The following is a 16,699-nucleotide window of genomic DNA, read 5'->3' as shown; positions in this document are numbered from 1 at the left end:
TGAAGCCGGATGCGGGCAGCGACGAGACGCACGAGTTCGGCGCGGGCATAGGTGTTGAGCGCGATGCTTTCCTGCACATCTTCGGTCGTGGAAATCCGCTCGACGATGTCCGCAATGCGCAGGGAGGCCTGCCGGATCGCAGCGGGCGAGTTGTTGCCATAGAAGGCTGCGCCATGCCCGGTGAGCGAGAGGTTCGCATTGGCGAGAAGCGCAGGATCGATCGTGCCGAGCGCGTCGATCCCACCGATGCGGCTCAGATAGAGATTGTAGCGCTCGGGGATGACCTGGACGTAGTGTTGGGTCTCGGCGAAGGGTGGGACGCCGCCATATTCGAACACCCGGCCGGGTCCGGCGTTATAGGCCGCGAGCGCGTTGATGATGTTTCCGTCGAAGGTGCTGAGTTGGGCGGCGAGATAGCGCGCGCCACCATGCACCTGCAGGTAAGGGCTATCATAGTATTCTGGATTGATGCCGAGATCGCTCGCGGTACCGGGCATGATCTGGGTGAGGCCGAAGGCGCCGACCGGAGAGCGCGCTCGAATCGTGAAGCGGCTTTCCTGCCAGATGAGCGCCTGCAAAAGGGCGCGCCATTGCACCGAAGAAAGGCCCGCGCGGCCCACGCCTGCAAACCCGCCGGTCTCCTGGGCCACGCGGATGATGAGCTGCTCGATGTTTTCCGCCGCATCCCCGAACATCTGCGCACCGCCGGGATTGGGATCGATCTCACCCGTGCCATAGACCGCCTCGACGGACCGCGCCGGATCGCCGCTGCCGCTCTCCAGGCTCGAGACCATCGCTGGCAGGCCCTGACCGCCAAAGCTGGTCTGGGCATCGAGGATGCGCTGCAGGGTGGCCAGTTGCTCGCGTTCGATCTCGGCGATGAGTTCGCGCACGGCAAGTTTGTCGGCCTGGACAGAAAGGTCGGCCTCGCGATCGCCGGTCTCGACGATATCGCGCGCGGTCAGCCTGCTGTCATTGGTAGGCACGCCTTGGGCGAGACAAAGACCGGGCATCAGGCAAAGCGCGAGGATATGGGGCAGCTTAGACCTCAACGTCACCCTCCGGCGCGCCAAGAGGTGTGTAGGTGCAATCCTGCGCGACGGGTGCTGTCGAGGCGAAGAAAGCGAAGCAATTGGCCTGCGGTTCCTGGTACTGGGCGCAGGAGGCCAGCACGCCGAGTGCGGCGACAAGCAAAAATGTGCGGATCATGAAAGCCTCCAGAAGTCGGGACGGTCGCGGTAATCAGCGCCGACGAGCGCCTCGCCTTTTTCCATTCCGCCGAGAATGGTGAGATTGGGCCCGAGCGCGCTCAGATCGGCATCGACGACGATGGACCCCTGGTCATCGCGGATAAGCGCAAGGCGGCTGTCACTCCCAGTGTTGAGAAGCACATCGAGTTCCTTCTCGTAGAGGTTCAGCATCGCGTAGTCGGACGCATGGGCGCGGATATTGGGCAGCAGGATCTGCGTCGGCACCGCCTCGACGATGGTCTTGCCCGTGCGCGTGCGCTCCAATTGGCTCGCATATTGCGTCATCATCACCGCGACGGTGTTCTGCTTGCGCGCGGTCACGAGCCAGTTGGACAGCCGCTCGGCAAAATACGCGTTGTCGAGCGCCTTCCAGGCCTCGTCGATGACGATGATCGTGGGGCGGCGGTCCTCGATTTCGCGCTCGACCCGGCGGAAGAGATAGGAGAGGACGGCCATCCGTTCTTTCTCGGCCTCGCTGTCGAGAATGCCGGTGAGATCGAAGCCGACTACATCGCCCTTGAGCGAAAACGTATCTTCCAGCGTCTGCCCGAAGATCCAGCCGTAGCGGCCCTCTTCCGTCCATTCGAGCAAGCGCTGATGCAGATCGCCGCCATCATCGGTCGAAACAAAGAGGGATGCAAAATCCCGCCAGTTCCGCAGGGCCGGGTTCGTGGCCTGCGCGTTCTGGCGCACCACTTCCTGGATGCGGTTGGTCTGTGCCGGCGTGAGCGGCTTGTCGGCGCGATAGATCAGGGTGGCGAGCCAGTCCGAGAGCCATGCCGTGCCGCGCGCATCTGTCTCCGTCCAAAGCGGGTTGAGGCCTGTGGGTTGGCCGGCGTTCAGAAACGCATAGCGCCCGCCATTGGCGCGGACCGCCATCTCCATACCGAGACGATAATCGAAGACGAAGATCCGCGTCCCTGCTCGACGGGCCTGTGTCATGAGGAATGCCGAAAGCACCGACTTGCCCGAGCCGGGCCTGCCCATAATCAGGGTATGCCCGCTGGTCGGTTCTTTCTCGGGACTGCCTTGCTCGTGATAGGAAAATCGATAGGCGCTCTGCTCGGGCGTGGGCAGATAGGTGATGACCTTCCCCCAGGGGGTTTTCTGAGCAGGCTTGCCAAGCTGCGTCCGGTGAAACGCCGCGAAATCCGCGAAGTTGCGGTTGGTGATGGCACTGGCACGCACGCGCTTGGGCTGGTTGCCAGGATGCTGGCTCAGGTAGTGGGCCTTGGCCGCGACCCGCTCGCCGATCATCTTCACGCCCTCAGTCGCGGCGGCATTGACGATCTCGGCGCTCAGCGTCTGCAGCTCGTCCAGCGTGTCACAGAAGATGGTCACGACCATGTGGTGCTCGCCGAAGCTTTGGCGCTTGGCCTCCAGATCATCGGCGGCGATGTCGAGTGCTTCCATCAGCGAGAGGGCGGCGTCCTGGCTGGCCTGCATCTGGCGCTTTTGCCGCTTTATGCGACCCGCCATGAGGTTCGAATTGATCGGTGTGAAGGAATGGGTGACGATCATGTCGACCGGCAGGTTCAGCATGTCAAACATGGTGCAGGAGGTGGCCTCGGAATATTCCCCGATGGTGAAACTCTTGCCGTAACGATGCCCCACGACGCCTTCGGAAAGCTCGAAGTGATCTCGCTGAAACGTCACGCGGGTGTTGGCGACGTTGAAGGACAGGAAGCCGAAGGTGTTCGCCGGATAAAGCGGCAATTCCTGGCCGGTATTCAGCGCGCCCAGAAGGCCGATCAACTCGCCAGACTTTGCCGAAAGCACACGCGGGTTCAGCTCCGTCAGGCCCGACACGAACACATTCACAGCCTCGCCCAATCGGCGAAGGCGCTTTTCGGTCGCTTCCTTGAGGCGATCCGGGGCACTGCGGCTCAGGAAAGGCAGGACGCTTTTCGGGGGCGGGCGGTGGATGACCGTGAGCGTCAAGGTTTTGTCGCGCAGGCCGCTGGTCTCGAGTTTCGTGCGCCAGAGCCGATCTACTTCGCCCGCGAAGCTTTCCTCGCGCACGGGCTCGAGGTCCGGGATGATCGCCTTGGAGACCTTGTGGACGTAGTAGCTGAACTCCGGCCCCAGCTGCGCGATGATCCGGGCAAAAAGGGCGGTCACCTTGTCGAGATAGGCATCGTCTGTCGTGTAGCTATTGACCCCATCGAGCCGGATGCACTGGAAAAGCTCGTTGACCCGCGTCCGCACGGTGCGGTCATCGACTAGGCTGACGTAAGGAAGCATATGCGCGAGGCGGGTTTCGCGCGCATACCAGTCCGGCGTCATCGTACGGTGATCGAAGGCTTCGTCACGGGGCATAGCTGTCCCCGCCGTGAATACTGCGATTCCGGGTGGGTGGTGTTTCCTGCAGCGCCGTCATCATCACGTCGATGAAACGCGGATCCCAATCGGCGGCCTTCCAGAGCACCGGGTAGAGCAGAGCGGTCCCGCCCAGTATCGCGATATGCTGGACCCAGACGAACAGGAGCACTGAGCCGAAAAGCCAGACCATCGCATACATGATGGGCAGGCCCAGAAGCTTGGGCGGGCGCACGAGGCCGAGAAAAAGGGGCGAGCGCTCAGCCATGGAAACCCTCAGCCACCAAAGACCGCGGCAACGATGGTGGGAGCCGCAGCGACCCCGGCGATACCGACAAGCACCCAGAGCGCCTGGCGCAGATCGATGATGTTGAAAAACCAGCTTAGAAAGACGCCTAGAACGGCGAGCGTGGCGATGACAACGCCGAGCGGCCCGGTCAGCGCATCGACGATACCCTGCAAGAGGCTCTGGATCGGGGAGAGATCGATGCTTTGCGCAAGGGCAGGTTCGGCAATGAGCAGGAAGAGGGCAAAGCTTGGGATGAATAAGCGTGATATATGCTTCATGAATTTGATCCTTCCAATCGGGCCACGATGGCCATGACACGGGCCACGTGGTTCTGGGTTTCTCGGTAGGGGGGAATGCCGCTGTACTGGCGCACTGCATCTGGGCCGGCGTTGTAGGCAGCCAATGCGAGGGAGGTATCGCCAAAGGCTTCCAGCATCATCGCGAGGTAGCGGGCAGACCCGTCGAGGTTCTGAAGTGGATCGCGAGGGTCAACACCGAGGTCCCGCGCCGTCGCGGGCATCAATTGACCGAGGCCAATGGCACCCGCACTCGAGACTGCATCCTGACGATAGGCGCTCTCGACTTCGATATTGGCGCGATAGAGGGTCAGCCAATCGCGAACCGAGAGCTCCGCGCGGCGCAGCCCGGGATGTCCGGCATAGCGAAGGCCAGTGTCCTCGATGGCCGCGAGAACATTTGCACGGGGCAGGGGGGCAGGCCGCAAGAGGACAGCCATTTGAACGTCTTCCGGCTCCGTGTCCTCGTCACCAATGATTGCGAGATGATCTGTGGCCGAGCCTTGACCGATGCCGTCATTGTAGTTGCGGGAAAAACTGTTCTGGGAGCGCGACGGGGTCAGAGAGCCATCGCTCTCCATGACCAGTACCATCTGGGCAGAGGTGGGACCCGCCAGAAACCAGAAAAGGAGAAGGCAGCTAGCTGCTGCCTTTGTTGATCGCAGCCAGCTTTTGCGTGGTCCGCTGACCTTTTTCGAGTGGCACATCTGCGTGGGTGAAGCCGATCCCCATGAGGAAGGACACCACGCCGGTGATCGTCTTGAACTCGCGGATCTTGATGTCGTTATAGGTCGTCCGGGTGCGGGCAGTAACCAGGAGCTTCTCCTCGCCCTCGTCAGACACAACGCGCATGATCCAGACCCCATAGTAGCTGGGGCCCTTCTTGTGTGCCGACTCCTGGCAGAGGAGTTCAGCGCTGTAACCACTTTCCACGAGTTCGCGGAAGCGTGCCTCCGTAACCACATTTGGTGCTTCGATGTCCCAGCTCATGGCCTGGCTCACGCTCTCTACAAAGGCGCAACCCCAGGCATTCTTACTTGAAGCCCAGAGTTACGATAGTATATTTACGTCCGCAAGGTATAAAAACGTTACAGCGGCCGATTTTCGGTTGCGCAGGTATTAGGCACGTGCGGTGGTATCATTCAAGGAATTAAGGGGTTTGGGTGCCGCTGGATCATCGCTCTCGCGGTTGTTATCCGCCGCAATTTTCTCAGCATTTCTTGCCGGTTCCGCTGCCGCAGAAACTTGCATTGCGCCACAACCTCCCTTCGTTCCTGGCGATCCAGAGGCGGCTCGAGAGTACAGCGACATCATTCGAAGCGACTTCGAACTCTATATTCGCGATATCGAGCAATATTTCCGTTGCCTCGATGACGAACGGGCAAGGGCCTTCGAGGAAGCGCGCGAGGTCAGTGCGGCATATGGACGGTTCTTGAAATTGATCGCGCCATGATTCGAGCCATGCCTCTCTGGCAGCATCAGTATCTTGGTTTAAGAAGGTCCATGGGCTCTGTGTCCAGCGCCGCTGCGATGGCCTCGATCATGTCGATCGTCGCCGCATGTTTTGCATTCTCGATCTTGCCGATATAGCCGCGATCAATATCGGCTATGTGTGCAAGCATTTCCTGGCTGATCCCCTTGGAGCGGCGGATCTCCTGAATGTTCAAGCCAAGTTGTATCCGCAGCGTCATGCCATAGGCAGAGCCACGATGTAGAACATTTCACCACGCAATATATTCTACAATCGGCTTTCCGGCTATTGCCTTTCATAAAAAACTTGTGGAATTGGCATGCGCCGCCGCATAGGGCGAGAGAAGTTAATATCATACAAGCCAGGGTTGGGCTGTCGTCAAGCAAAGCGAAGGTGCGTCAAACACAACCGCAGGGAGCCAGTTGAAAAAGCGATACGTTTCCTGAAATTCTTGAGCCACTGCGGAAAGGGTGCATCCGGCGCACTGATCTTCCTAATAGCGATTAATCAGACTGGAGGACGGGCCAAGGTCAGCGAAAGGCCTGTCGAATCCACAAGAGTGCAGTGTGAGAGATGCATGGAACCAACGCAGAAGGTATGGTGATCGCCCGGCTCATTGGCGAAGACTCTGAGAAAACCGTTGCTTGGTTGTATCGCTGGGAAACCGGCGGGCTAGGGTTGCTCTGGACGAGTACGAACCGGCGGGTTGCTTACATCGACAGGCGCATCGAACCGGAGGTCCTAACGCAGGCAAGAACCGTTGGTGATCTGAAAATCGCAGACTTTCTAAATGCACTTCCAGTGAGCGAACCCGAGGCTCGCTAAAGGATGGATCGACCGCGTGAAATTATAAACTATTGTATATTTACGGTGACAAAAGTATATAAGCGCCTAGAGTTGTTGTGGTTTCAAAACTCGGAGCGCGCAGGTGATTCCAGCACTGAAAATGATCGCCGTTGTACTCATCTCGGCTTTGGGGATTTCGTTTTCCCTGTTGCCGAACCGTGCGACGGCGCAAAGCTATCCGATCGATTGTGCAATTCTTCTTTGTCTTTCTGGTGGTTGGCCTTCGTCCGAACCATGCGCACTGGCTCGTGCTGAGTTCATTCGCAGGATAACACCGTGGCCTGTAGAGCCGCCGCTGCAGATCTGGCGTTGTCCGATGGGCGCCTCGTTCGAACCCGAACCAGGTCCGGCAACAGGTCTGGAGGTTCTAGAGGCCCGCTCGAAGCTTGAGGACCTTCGCCTTATTCGATCCCCGCTGAAGGCTGCGCGGGTTCGATCGCAGCTTGGGGTTTTCTCGCGCGGGGCGGCCTTGTTGCACGCGGTGGGTGCCGAAAGTAGTTCCCTCCGGTTGGTTCAGGATCGTGCCGATATCGACATCGGTGGACCGGAATTCGATTTTGTGCGGTCCATTCGAGTCTTCGATGTACGCTACGCGTCACAAAGGCTGGTCGGCGAGGGCGAAGTTTGCAGGCGCTATGCAAGTGTCTATCTCGGTACGTATGGTCGCCAAGGTGGCTTTTCATGGCACGTTTCTTCTCCGGAGGCACTGCCCTCAGCTCACTCCGGACTGGAAGGCTGGGGAAAAAACTGCCCGCAGATTTCCAACCGGTCTGTCTTTGTGGATTGGCGGGACTTCGACGGTAACTACGGGTTTGAACAGGTCGCGTATTAGCGTCGTTCGCCTCGCTGCTTGCTGATTGAGGGACGTCTACCATGTGGGAGTTGTCGATCCTTGGGCGACGCAAGAGTTACCAACAGATTCTGGGGATAAGTCGCGCATAACTTGACACTTATAAGTTGTAAGCCCAGAGCACTTAAGCCGAAACTTTTGGCGCGATGAAAAAATAGGCAAAGGTGTCGGAAACTTTCCCAAGGCAATAGAGTCAATGAATTTTTCGAGCTCAGAAGTCTCTGGGTTTCCAAGTGTGCACCAACTCGCGTGGCGCATCTTCGGTGATGAACTCCCCTTCAAGTTGGTAGGCTTGGCCGCCTCCTTCATGATCAGCGTGTCCAGTGTCAGATCCGATACAGCGCGTCTCAGCTGCTCATTCTCCTTCTGGAGCCGCTTCAGTTCCTTCAATTGATCTACGCCCATTCCGCCATTCTGCTTGCGCCAGTGATAGTAAGTCTGTTCAACAAAGCCGATCTGTCGGATCGCGTCGAGACGGGACATGCCCTGTCCCAACAGCACCTCAACCTGCCGTAACTTCGAGACAATCTCTTCGGGCTTTGGTCGCCTGTTTGCCATTCTCGGTCCTCCATTTCCTAAACATAGCGGTGGACCAGTTCAGTGGGGGAGGCTCAGTCTCGATGGCCTCCGCCTTAGAGGACCAAACGGCGCCAAGGACGAGTTGCACCTCGCAGCAACAGTCCAGAACCTCCGCCAACTCGCCAAGCTCAGACCAATTCCGGTGTGAAGAGCCGGGCAGAAAGCGTTCGCCTATCAGCGCGAACAAAATCCCCGGGCGACTTTTTAAACAGCATATCCGCACAGCGGACCTTGGTGCTTGGTGCAGCTAAGTACTGGATAAAGCCCAGGGTGACGAATGCTGCGCCTTTCAAGAATGTCCGGTGTTCTGGAGTAAGACCGCAAGGTGTTTGCTGCAGGCTGATGTGTCGGAGCTGCACGACATGCGGCGGCTGAATGGCCGCCGCAAAGAAAGAGGCTCTCGGATCAGAAGGGCTCTATATTGACCCAATTGGCTTCGCCATCAGCGATATGCCGCGCGATGTCCTGTTGCCACTTCTTCCGCGCGCCTTCGTGGACGAATGTATAGAGTTTTCCATCCACGATCTGGGTAACGTTGGGATCACCCGGCCGCTTGTAGCCCTGCGATGCAGCCCAGGCACAATAGGCGTCGAACTGTGGGGCATAAGCCGCCGGCTCCGCCTTGAAGGCGTCACGGTTCTCTTCGGTACTAAAGTACCAGACGGCCCCATTCCAAAGATGATAGAACTTCGCTTGGCCTTGTGCGGGTGCGTCCTGCGAATGAGCCACAGGATCATTACCTGCGAAAGCAATCCCGAGTGTGTTGGCGGCGCTTGCGGGGAAAGCGGCGAACGAGCCTATCGCAATTGCGATAGCTGCAAAGTAATTTTTTGTCATTTGAGGTAGTCTCCAATTTAAATCAGCCGGTTCGTGGCATGCCGTCAATGTTCCAGAACCTCGGCGAAAACTTAAATGACTATTGCTCAATTAGAATTGAGATGACGTTTGCTCAATTCCAGATGAGTGAAACTATTCGCATCCGCGAGCGCGCTTGTCTTTCATCGCTGTTGAGGCCGACCGTTTATGCCCGCTCGCAATTTCCAAATGCAGCCGTCGGGGCATCCATCGCGAAAGCCTGCTCCGTCCGCACAGCGGACCTCGGAGGGAAGTGGGAGCTTCGCTGGTACGGTGAACGGCGGCTCCGAGCCCAAACCTTCCGAATGGTAAAAAGCCGCTAAATAATCCGTTGCTCAAGCTCGGCAGGATCGGCAACGTCGACACGCCAGAAGGCGCGCGCTTCGGCCGGGAGCTTGGCCAAAACGCGCTCGAAGTCTCTTCCGTTGGTGCAGCGCCGAACCGCCCATGCCGTCGCCTCAATCGCGTTGTGCGGCGTTAGGTTGTGGTTCACCCGCACCTCCTTGACTTCCGAGATGAGCGTCTCTCGGTCGTCAAACGCCGCGCGAGGCTCCGTAACATCCCAGTTTTGAAGAAAGATCGCGCGAAGCACGCTTGGCAAGATACTTGCGAAGTTCAAGCCCTCCTGAGCGGTCAGACGACGCCGGAACACCTGAAAGACCGCATCGACCGCCGTGTAAGCCATGTTATCTGACTCGAGGGACATGCGCTCTTTCACGTCATCGAGGAAAGCCCGCCATTCTTTGGAGGCGTGCCGATATGTCCACGGCATTGGCATGGGTCACTGGTTCCTTTGGCGGCATCGTCGCCGACACTCTTATCTAACTCCCCGGTATTTGTCGAAGAAACCAACAGCAGCTTTGTCCGCACAGCCGACATTCACGCAGCTTGCGGCGGACGTCTGGAAGGAGCCCATCCCTGCCTGAATATTATTGGGTGGGAGACGGCCTTGCCTCGCAAGATTGCCTTAATCATGTCAGTTTCAATACCTAAAAAAACCGATTATCTTGGAGTTGAAAGCATCATGTTCATAGTGTCACTTCGCGGAAGGTTTGGAACCATAATTGCGGTTCAACTCTGTCTGCTTTCTATAGCATTGACTGTTGTTCTTTTCAGCTCATCCATTTTGGGGCTTCAATTGACAGCGGTTGCTGCATTTTTGGTGGGATCATTTTTGACCTTGGCACATATGGGCCGGAACAAGGAAAAACTGATCTTTAACAGTCAAGTGAACCGAGAGTTTGCATATCCGCCTGCGTCCAAGAAAGAGAAATGGATGGCGTGTTATCAGTGGACGCAGGTTATCTTCTTCTTCTGCGGAGGTCTCTTGGTAGCTTTATCAGGAAAGGATAAAATCGCTCACCCAACCGGAGTAATTGCTGTCGGCTTTTTCCTTGGATGCCTTAGTGTGATAGATGTCATTCATCGACTTTCCCGCAAGCGCGACCACTAACTCCACGCTTTTGCTGTCGGGCTGAATCTGATCGCGCTGCACGCGACTTTCACCGCGTCGCAGACCTTGGACCGTCTCGGGGGCCTGGCAGGTACGGCAGCGCAAATCGGAACAAAAGCGGCGGGCATTCAGTTCAACCCGCATTAGGCTCAAGCCAAGGGACAGCAGAATAAAGTAGACCCACGCGTACATTGGATACGCGTTTTTCCTGACGTTCGTTTTGGGTGTTGTGCTCGTAGCAGAGTGACTTGTCGCTCACACTGGCAATTTACAGGCAGTCTTGTGGCTATTTGTGCCTTTCACTCGGTTGTTCCACGCCAACGGACAGCAGCTCTTTCGCCGTTCCCCACTTTGCGAAATACCTCCTGGCTTCGTCATTTAGGCCGTATTGCGCCGCGTAGGCAGCAAGGACCCGCTCTGCTTCTTCCAGTCGTTCTTTGGTCATCTGCAACCCTCCTGAGCAGGGAGTGTCGCATCAAAAAGTTAATAAACCGTTGCTACGACGCAGATTGGCCGAGCACCTCGCCAAGCGGAAAGAACTTTGGGAAGCGCGGGCGAATAACGCGCGGAATCCGCGCGAAACTCCGGCGCGTCCGAAAGGTTCCGCAGGCGAGACGGAGACAACCACCGGGGTTTCACGCCGTAGGGTTCAAGAGGCGGTGTCGCCCGCGCCTATGCGCAAATCCCGTCAGCGCGGGCCATTCAAAGTGCACGTGAACTATAAATTAAGCCAGAGTTAGCGCAAAATCACGGCGCTGAATTCGCACGTTGACGTCTCCAAGAATAGCGCAGATCCTGAGGGCGGGAGGATAGTGCTATGGAAAGAAACCGTGTGCACCTTGAGGGCCGATCCCTTGATCTTCTTCGAAAGATCAAATCTGGCGGTCAGCCATATTTCGATAGAACGAAAGTGGAGCCTTTAATCGACTGCGGTCTCGTCAGAATCGGCGAATTCGGACGCGTGGTGATCACGAGGTATGGCTCCAAGTTTCTTGATTCGAAAAAACTCGTAAGTTGATGGCGTCCAACCTGTTGGTCATCCAGCGGTCTGGCGTATCCGAAACGGATAGGCTTGCAATTAGTCTATTCGGGTCTGTTGCATTAACCTCTTCGATTGCGCAGGTTCCGCGTGTTGTTGATGATGGGGGAGCCGATGGCGCAGCGCAAGAACCCGTTCAAGCGGCATCGGTTTCCGCGAGAGATCATCCTTTTGGCGGTGCGCTGGTACTGTCGTTATCCGCTGTCGTGCCGAGACGTCTGCGACATGCTGGGCGAGCGCGGGGTGACGGTCGACGCCTCCACGATCCACCGCTGGGTCAGGAAGTTCGGCCTCGAGATCCGCGAACGGGCCTACAGTGGTCATCGTTCCTGGCGTGGGTTGCAATGGCATGTCGATGAGATCGACATCCGCGTCGGCGGACGCTGGTGTTATCTATGGCGCGCCGTCGATCAGTTCGGCCAGTTGATCGATTTTCGGATAACCGCGCGGCGAAATGCCAAGGCTGTAAGAGCCTTCTTGCGGCAGGCCCGAGAGACGGTACGACTCTACCACCCGCTGACGATCGTCACTGACAAGGCGCACAGCTATGCGAAGGTGATCGGTGAGATCAATGACCGGCTCGGGCCGGAGGATGTGATCCGGCACGTCGATCGAAAGTACCTGAACAACCGGATCGAGAGCGATCATGCTGCCCTGAAGCAGCGACTGCGACCGATGCGTGGTTTCCGAACCATGGCCGGAGCGAAGGTTGCCCTCGCTGGGATCGAAACCTTCCGCACGATCCGAAAGGGCCAATTCGAGAACTGCAAGACCGGAGTTGCAAACGAGATCGACTTCGTCGCCAAGCTCTTCCCGGAAGCTGCCTGAAGGATGGGGTTCCGCCTCCTAGTGTGCGGCTCTCATGTTAATGCAACAGACCCAATAAAAGCATAGGCTTATACAGCTTTCCTCGATCGCTTGCACTTCCATGCGAATTGCCCGATGGTCGTGCCGGAGACGGGGATCGTGGTTGCAGGGCACCATGACATTCGCGGATCACCAGGGAGGAGACATCGCAGTGGTTCTGGTGCGTGCAATCGACGGCTTGAACGAAATAGTCGGCAGGATCGTCTCTGTTCTGGCCATCATATTCGCGGCAATCATCATATATGATGTTGTTTTGCGCTACGTATTCAGCGAGCCGACACGCTGGGCCTTTGATGTTTCCAAGCAGTTATTCGGCTTCTATTTCGTGCTGCTCGGGGGATACGCATTGCGGCACAATGCGCATGTCCGTGTCGACATCCTGACAGAAAGATTTGGCCACAATGCGCAGCGTATCGTGAGCGTTCTGGGTTATGTAATCTTCTTCTTCCCTTTCGCGTGGGTCTTTCTGACCCGGTCTTGGGAGTTCGCCATGCGCTCCTGGTCGCAGGGCGAAGTGACATACGGCGCCATTCAGATGCCAGTCTATCCACTCAAGATGGCCATGTGCGTGGCAGCGGGGCTCTTGCTGCTTCAAGGGATCTCGGAGGTTCTGAAAATCATTTTCGACCGGCAGGAGGTCTCTGAATGAATCCCGAATTTATCGCGGTTCTGATGTTCGGCCTGCTGCTGGCGGGCTTGTTCCTAGGGCATCCGCTGGCATTCGTCCTGGGCGGCACGGCCGTGTTGACTGCGATAATCGCGGGCAAGCCGATGGTCTTGGGCATCGTCATCAACCGGATTTTCGGCGACGTTCTGGACAACTACACCCTTATCGCCATTCCGCTTTTCGTCCTCATGGCGCGGTTCCTGTCGGATTCAGGCGTAACGGACCGAATGTTCGAAACCCTGCGCCTTCTGCTCAGCCAGGTTCGGGGCGGACTTGCCCTTGCAGTCGTTTTCATCTCGATCCTTCTGGCCGCGACGACGGGCATTATCGGTGCCTCGATCACGGTTATGGGCGTCATGGCCCTGCGCCCGATGCTGCAATACGGCTACGCGCCTTCGCTCACCGCCGGGGTTATCGCCGCATCGGGCTGTCTCGGCATCCTCATACCGCCGTCCATCATGCTCATCCTGATGGCCAGCTATTCGCCACTGTCGGTGGGCGAACTCTTTGCTGGCTCGATGATCCCCGGTGTTATGCTCGGGCTCAGCTATGCCGTGTATGTCTACTTCATTTCCGTGATAAGACCGGACTTGGCCCCGGCGGTCGAGCCCGAAGAGAAGGTCGAACGCGCCACGCTCCTGCGTATGCTGGTGGTCGAGGCGCTGCCGCCGCTGGTTCTGATCTTCGGCATTCTCGGATCACTTCTGGCGGGTATCGCAACCGCGACCGAAGCGTCGGCCCTCGGCGCAGCATTGGCGCTCCTCATCGTCATTGCGCGTGGCCGGTTCCGGCTTGGCAGTTTCTACGGCGCGATGCTCGAAACCGGGCGGACCTCTGCGATGATCCTCTTCATCGTGGTGGGGGCGACCGCGTTCACCGGCGTCTTCAATATTACCGGCGGTCTGCGAGCAACACAGGAGATCATCCGGACCCTGGACATGGAACCGTGGATGCTGATCACCATGATGATGGTGATCGTGTTCATCCTGGGCGCGTTCCTCGACTGGACCGGGATCGTGCTCTTGTCCTTCCCGATCTTCCTGCCCATCATCCAGGAAATGCCCGATGTGAACCTGTTGTGGTTCGTCGTGCTGATGGCGGTTGTCCTTCAGACCTCGTTCCTGACACCACCGTTCGGATATGCGCTGTTCTACCTCAGGGCCATTGCGCCCAAGGAATTGCGCACAGGCGCGATCATCCGCGGCGTTCTGCCGTTCATCGCGCTGATCGTGGTGATGTGTCTGCTCGTCGCCCTGTTCCCGGCCCTGGTCACATGGCTGCCGGACGTCCTCTATACCCAGTAACCTCAACCATGGAAAAGGGAGAGACCATGACTATGAAGGTGATAACATTTGCGGCCGCGGCCGCGACAGCGGTGGCCAGCCATGCCACGGCGCAGGAAAACTGGACGATGACCACCACCTGGCCCTCGTCTCTGGAACTGATCGAAACCGACAAGCACTTTGTCGACCTGGCCAACAAGCTGACGCAAGGCGAGCTGACCATCGAGTTCTTTGAGGGCGGAGCTCTCGTCCCCTCGGGCGAGGTGTTCGGTGCTGTCGAATCCGGCACGATCCAGGCCGGCGCAGACTGGCCCGGCTACTGGGCCGGACGCGACGCCGCCTTTTCGCCGCTGGCGACCACCCCCAGCCTCTTCAATGCTGTCGACTACGTGAACTGGATTCAGCAATGGGGCGGCGCAGAGCTCTATAACGAGATCTACGGACAATTTGAAATGGTCTACCTGCCTTACGGCGTGACCAACAACGAATCCGGCTTCCGCACCAACGAGCCGATCGTTAATCTGGAAGACCTGCAGGGCAAGCGCCTGCGTCTTTCCGGCCTGGAGCAAGGCAAGCTGCTCGAGCGGCTCGGCGGTAACCAGGTGTCGATGGCCGGCGGCGAAATCTATCAGTCGCTCGAGCGCGGCGTGATCGACGGTGCCGAGTTCTCGACTCCCAATGTCGACTGGTCGGGCGGCTTTCAACAGGTCACCCAATACTGGGCGACACCTGGCTGGCACCAATCGGCCTCCGTGTTCGGCGTGATGATCAACAAGACTGCCTGGGACGCGCTGAGCCCCGAGACCCAGGAGAAACTGCAGATCGCGGCAGACGCGACACTGCTGTGGTCGCTGGCCTTCACAGAAAAACGCGCCACTGAGGCCTATGCCAAGTTCGACGAAGCGGTCGAGATCAACCGCTATGACGACGAAACTCTGGAGCAAGTCCAGCAGATGGCGAATGAGGTGATCGTCGAGACTGCCTGCGAGAACCCGAACTCGGCCAAGGTCTATCTCAGCATGGTGGAATATCTCGAGGACTATGCCCAATGGCGCGACGCCTCCGCCCCGTTCAACCTCGGGCGCACGCCCAACGGCCCGGACGTTGCCGCACTGAGAGACTGCGCAGGCTGACTTCCTCGAATGGTGCTAAGTCGAATGCCCGCCACAAGGCGGGCATTTGCATTTGAGTGCACGGGACTGTTGCATTAACCTAGTTTGGCCCCAAATCGATCGAGATGATGCATAGATCCGTGACACATTTTGAAGAGTTGAGGATTTCTACACCTAAATATGGGCTGGAATCTTCGTCAATTGTCAGGACATTCAATTAATGCAACAGTCCCAGTTCATCCCATTAGCTCAGAGTCTGGAGGGCTATGGCAACTCCAAGGCGGGCACCCGGGCCGACGCCATGCCGAGCCGCAAGACAGGCTGACAGGTCTTCCGAGTGCCGAAGGGCAACATCGATCACGGGTTGGTAATAGCTTGTGAACACCGCTTGACCGAACCAGGCATCGGGGTCTAGAAACGGATCGCAGGCCTTGGCGGTGGCGCCGTATTGCGAGGCTGTTTCCCACAATTCGTTTCATGTCCTGGACGCCCGGACATCTCCTGCCCTGTTCGCGCCGGGCCTCTGGATTTATGGAGTGATGACCATGACGCATGTACTGACCGGATCGCGGGGTGCTGCAACCGGACCTCTCGTCGGGATGATCTGCATGGCGATGGCGATGCTGCTTCTGCCAGTGGGCGACACCTTTGCCAAGCTGCTGACCTCGCATTTGGGGGCGGTGGAAGTGACGACTGCGCGCCTGCTGGCGCAGGGCCTAGTGATGATGCCGATTGCTGTAGTGCTGCGGCATCGGCTGCGTGGTCCGATGTTTTCCCCCATCGTAGTGCTTTCGGGCGGCCTTGTCATGATAACGTTGACCAGTCTCGTCTGGGCGTTCTCCGTCATGCCCATCGCCACGGCCATTGCGATTTTCTTTGCCGAGCCGCTGATTTTGACATTGCTGGTCGGTCCGCTGCTTGGAGAGCGCGTTGGGCCGCGGCGTTTGGTGGCCGTGGGCGTCGGCCTTATCGGGGTGCTGCTCGTGGTGCGCCCCGGCGGCGACCTAGGGCTCGCCGCGCTGCTGCCGCTTGTGGCGGCGACGGCCTATGCGCTGAACATGATCGTGCTGCGCCGCGCGTCCGGTATCCGCTCGGGCCTGACCGTGCAGTGTGGCGCGACGGCGTACGCGTGCGTTGGCATGACATCCCTGTGCATTATCCTGGCTGCCGCCGGCTGGATCCAGCCAGACTTCGCAACGCTGCCGGATTGGGGTTGGGGTGCCATCGCCGCATCCGGTCTGTTCGCGGCTGTGAGCTTCATTCTGATTGCAGAGGCGTTCCGCCGTGCGGAGGCCGGTATGCTGGCGCCGTTCCAGTACCTGGAAATCATTGGGGCGACCATTGTCGGCTACATTGTGTTCGGTGACTTTCCCGACGAGTTGACGTGGGTCGGTGTCGCGATCATCCTGGCGTCTGGACTGTATGTCTTCTGGCGTGAACAGGTGCCTTCGAACCGGGGCAGCATCTTGCCGGGTCGTCGCAGAACACGCCGCATCCGGGTGCGCTGACCGCCACATTCATTG

19 protein-coding genes and 1 pseudogene are annotated in these 16,699 nt (G+C 58.2%); 8 read left to right on the top strand and 12 right to left on the bottom strand.

Annotation, left to right across the window (positions count from 1 at the left end; all coding sequences use genetic code 11):
- From RBB18_RS16860 to RBB18_RS16830, 7 genes are all read right to left on the bottom strand, one after another.
- Positions 1-986 (bottom strand): lytic transglycosylase domain-containing protein (locus RBB18_RS16860; protein WP_306111451.1); only part of this gene is annotated, 986 nt, incomplete at its 3' end.
- A gap of 55 nt (positions 987-1,041) precedes the next feature.
- Positions 1,042-1,209, bottom strand: a complete 168-nt coding sequence (locus RBB18_RS16855; protein ID WP_170067260.1) for a hypothetical protein — start codon at positions 1,207-1,209, stop codon at positions 1,042-1,044.
- Positions 1,206-3,569 (bottom strand): type IV secretion system DNA-binding domain-containing protein, encoded by a 2,364-nt coding sequence (locus tag RBB18_RS16850; RefSeq protein WP_306111452.1) that lies wholly within the window; start codon positions 3,567-3,569, stop codon positions 1,206-1,208. Before RBB18_RS16850 ends, RBB18_RS16855 begins: the two co-directional genes overlap by 4 nt.
- Entirely contained in the window at positions 3,559-3,837 is a 279-nt protein-coding gene (locus RBB18_RS16845) for a type IV secretion system protein VirB3 (RefSeq protein WP_306111453.1), read from the bottom strand. Before RBB18_RS16845 ends, RBB18_RS16850 begins: the two co-directional genes overlap by 11 nt.
- Positions 3,838-3,845: 8 nt before the next feature.
- The gene (locus RBB18_RS16840; RefSeq protein ID WP_306111454.1) at positions 3,846-4,136 is read right to left on the bottom strand and encodes a TrbC/VirB2 family protein; all 291 of its coding nucleotides are present in this window, start codon (positions 4,134-4,136) and stop codon (positions 3,846-3,848) included.
- Entirely contained in the window at positions 4,133-4,747 is a 615-nt protein-coding gene (locus tag RBB18_RS16835) for a lytic transglycosylase domain-containing protein (protein WP_306111455.1), read from the bottom strand. The genes RBB18_RS16840 and RBB18_RS16835 overlap by 4 nt, the downstream gene beginning before the upstream one ends.
- Positions 4,748-4,793: 46 nt before the next feature.
- Positions 4,794-5,144, bottom strand: a complete 351-nt coding sequence (locus RBB18_RS16830; RefSeq protein WP_306111456.1) for a hypothetical protein — start codon at positions 5,142-5,144, stop codon at positions 4,794-4,796.
- A 214-nt stretch (positions 5,145-5,358) separates the two neighbouring features.
- Between RBB18_RS16830 and RBB18_RS16825 the strand changes: the two genes are divergently transcribed.
- Entirely contained in the window at positions 5,359-5,607 is a 249-nt protein-coding gene (locus RBB18_RS16825) for a hypothetical protein (protein WP_371931673.1), read from the top strand.
- Between the two features lie 25 nt (positions 5,608-5,632).
- Here the strand turns inward: RBB18_RS16825 and RBB18_RS16820 are convergent, their stop codons facing one another.
- Complete coding sequence (locus RBB18_RS16820) at positions 5,633-5,845, bottom strand: helix-turn-helix domain-containing protein (protein WP_103764560.1); 213 nt, start codon at positions 5,843-5,845, stop codon at positions 5,633-5,635.
- Positions 5,846-6,571: 726 nt separating this feature from the next.
- Between RBB18_RS16820 and RBB18_RS16815 the strand changes: the two genes are divergently transcribed.
- Positions 6,572-7,303 carry a hypothetical protein gene (locus RBB18_RS16815; protein ID WP_371931672.1) on the top strand — a complete coding sequence of 244 codons (732 nt, stop codon included), beginning with the start codon at positions 6,572-6,574 and terminating at the stop codon, positions 7,301-7,303.
- A gap of 309 nt (positions 7,304-7,612) precedes the next feature.
- On the opposite strand, the pseudogene RBB18_RS16810 reads toward RBB18_RS16815, so the two are convergent.
- The 3 genes and pseudogenes from RBB18_RS16810 to RBB18_RS16800 all read right to left on the bottom strand — a co-directional run.
- Positions 7,613-7,879: pseudogene (locus RBB18_RS16810) on the bottom strand (transposase); the annotation flags it as partial.
- 426 nt (positions 7,880-8,305) lie between these two features.
- On the bottom strand, positions 8,306-8,737 hold the full coding sequence (locus RBB18_RS16805) for a YHS domain-containing (seleno)protein (protein WP_306111458.1): 432 nt from the start codon (positions 8,735-8,737) through the stop codon (positions 8,306-8,308).
- Between the two features lie 337 nt (positions 8,738-9,074).
- Positions 9,075-9,533 (bottom strand): DUF2267 domain-containing protein, encoded by a 459-nt coding sequence (locus RBB18_RS16800; RefSeq protein ID WP_306111459.1) that lies wholly within the window; start codon positions 9,531-9,533, stop codon positions 9,075-9,077.
- 15 nt (positions 9,534-9,548) lie between these two features.
- Here RBB18_RS16800 and RBB18_RS16795 point away from each other — a divergent pair, with 15 nt between their 5' ends.
- On the top strand, positions 9,549-10,208 hold the full coding sequence (locus RBB18_RS16795) for a hypothetical protein (protein ID WP_306111460.1): 660 nt from the start codon (positions 9,549-9,551) through the stop codon (positions 10,206-10,208).
- A gap of 286 nt (positions 10,209-10,494) precedes the next feature.
- Here the strand turns inward: RBB18_RS16795 and RBB18_RS16790 are convergent, their stop codons facing one another.
- A complete protein-coding gene (locus tag RBB18_RS16790) occupies positions 10,495-10,653 on the bottom strand; it encodes a hypothetical protein (protein ID WP_306111461.1) in 159 nt (52 codons plus the stop codon).
- 708 nt (positions 10,654-11,361) lie between these two features.
- Between RBB18_RS16790 and RBB18_RS16785 the strand changes: the two genes are divergently transcribed.
- The 5 genes from RBB18_RS16785 (at position 11,362) to RBB18_RS16765 (ending at position 16,684) form a co-directional block, all read left to right on the top strand.
- The gene (locus tag RBB18_RS16785; RefSeq protein WP_306111462.1) at positions 11,362-12,075 is read left to right on the top strand and encodes an IS6 family transposase; all 714 of its coding nucleotides are present in this window, start codon (positions 11,362-11,364) and stop codon (positions 12,073-12,075) included.
- Between the two features lie 154 nt (positions 12,076-12,229).
- The gene (locus RBB18_RS16780; RefSeq protein ID WP_306111494.1) at positions 12,230-12,763 is read left to right on the top strand and encodes a TRAP transporter small permease subunit; all 534 of its coding nucleotides are present in this window, start codon (positions 12,230-12,232) and stop codon (positions 12,761-12,763) included.
- A complete protein-coding gene (locus tag RBB18_RS16775; RefSeq protein ID WP_211286182.1) occupies positions 12,760-14,085 on the top strand; it encodes a TRAP transporter large permease subunit in 1,326 nt (441 codons plus the stop codon). The genes RBB18_RS16780 and RBB18_RS16775 overlap by 4 nt, the downstream gene beginning before the upstream one ends.
- A gap of 26 nt (positions 14,086-14,111) precedes the next feature.
- On the top strand, positions 14,112-15,197 hold the full coding sequence (gene dctP / locus RBB18_RS16770; protein ID WP_103764631.1) for a TRAP transporter substrate-binding protein DctP: 1,086 nt from the start codon (positions 14,112-14,114) through the stop codon (positions 15,195-15,197).
- Positions 15,198-15,613: 416 nt separating this feature from the next.
- Positions 15,614-16,684, top strand: a complete 1,071-nt coding sequence (locus RBB18_RS16765) for a DMT family transporter (protein WP_306111495.1) — start codon at positions 15,614-15,616, stop codon at positions 16,682-16,684.
- Positions 16,685-16,699: the final 15 nt, after the last annotated feature.

Origin of the sequence: Roseovarius sp. MMSF_3298 (assembly GCF_030733705.1) — a bacterium.
Lineage (GTDB): Bacteria > Pseudomonadota > Alphaproteobacteria > Rhodobacterales > Rhodobacteraceae > Roseovarius > Roseovarius confluentis.
This window is presented reverse-complemented; position numbering and strand designations above follow the sequence as displayed.

Bases quoted from the DNA above. Each gene is read 5' to 3' on its own strand.
- dctP (WP_103764631.1), top strand. From the start codon at position 14,112: ATGACTATGAAGGTGATAACATTTGCGGCCGCGGCCGCGACAGCGGTG.
- RBB18_RS16805 (WP_306111458.1), bottom strand. From the start codon at position 8,737: ATGACAAAAAATTACTTTGCAGCTATCGCAATTGCGATAGGCTCGTTC.
- RBB18_RS16775 (WP_211286182.1), top strand. From the start codon at position 12,760: ATGAATCCCGAATTTATCGCGGTTCTGATGTTCGGCCTGCTGCTGGCG.
- RBB18_RS16785 (WP_306111462.1), top strand. From the start codon at position 11,362: ATGGCGCAGCGCAAGAACCCGTTCAAGCGGCATCGGTTTCCGCGAGAG.
- RBB18_RS16800 (WP_306111459.1), bottom strand. From the start codon at position 9,533: ATGCCAATGCCGTGGACATATCGGCACGCCTCCAAAGAATGGCGGGCT.
- RBB18_RS16790 (WP_306111461.1), bottom strand. From the start codon at position 10,653: ATGACCAAAGAACGACTGGAAGAAGCAGAGCGGGTCCTTGCTGCCTAC.
- RBB18_RS16780 (WP_306111494.1), top strand. From the start codon at position 12,230: ATGACATTCGCGGATCACCAGGGAGGAGACATCGCAGTGGTTCTGGTG.
- RBB18_RS16855 (WP_170067260.1), bottom strand. From the start codon at position 1,209: ATGATCCGCACATTTTTGCTTGTCGCCGCACTCGGCGTGCTGGCCTCC.
- RBB18_RS16830 (WP_306111456.1), bottom strand. From the start codon at position 5,144: ATGAGCTGGGACATCGAAGCACCAAATGTGGTTACGGAGGCACGCTTC.
- RBB18_RS16820 (WP_103764560.1), bottom strand. From the start codon at position 5,845: ATGACGCTGCGGATACAACTTGGCTTGAACATTCAGGAGATCCGCCGC.
- RBB18_RS16815 (WP_371931672.1), top strand. From the start codon at position 6,572: ATGATCGCCGTTGTACTCATCTCGGCTTTGGGGATTTCGTTTTCCCTG.
- RBB18_RS16840 (WP_306111454.1), bottom strand. From the start codon at position 4,136: ATGAAGCATATATCACGCTTATTCATCCCAAGCTTTGCCCTCTTCCTG.
- RBB18_RS16835 (WP_306111455.1), bottom strand. From the start codon at position 4,747: ATGGTACTGGTCATGGAGAGCGATGGCTCTCTGACCCCGTCGCGCTCC.
- RBB18_RS16845 (WP_306111453.1), bottom strand. From the start codon at position 3,837: ATGGCTGAGCGCTCGCCCCTTTTTCTCGGCCTCGTGCGCCCGCCCAAG.
- RBB18_RS16850 (WP_306111452.1), bottom strand. From the start codon at position 3,569: ATGCCCCGTGACGAAGCCTTCGATCACCGTACGATGACGCCGGACTGG.